We start from the raw sequence: 228 nt of genomic DNA on the forward strand, positions 1-228 counted from the left end.
GGATTATATATTGTTGCGATTGGTGGAAGTGAGTCCTATGTAGGATGGGCTTGGTTTATTGGTGTTCTAACTGAAGCATTGGTATTTGCCCTAAGTGTTTATTGGCTAAAAAAATTCAGATCACTGACTTTAATTCACATTGCTGCAATACTATATACTTTCAGATGGATTCTCATGTCAATCGTTCCTGATCCAAATTTTGTTTTGCTTATTCAGGTACTTCACGGG

The 228-nt window shown here is 36.8% G+C and carries 1 protein-coding gene; it reads left to right on the top strand.

The window, feature by feature from the left end:
* The coding region (locus AOA60_RS00035; RefSeq protein ID WP_143522292.1) for an MFS transporter at window positions 1-228 on the top strand (228 nt) is incomplete at both ends.

The sequence above is a fragment of the Pseudomonas sp. 2822-17 genome (assembly GCF_002742485.1).
Lineage (GTDB): Bacteria > Pseudomonadota > Gammaproteobacteria > Pseudomonadales > Pseudomonadaceae > Aquipseudomonas > Aquipseudomonas cyclaminis.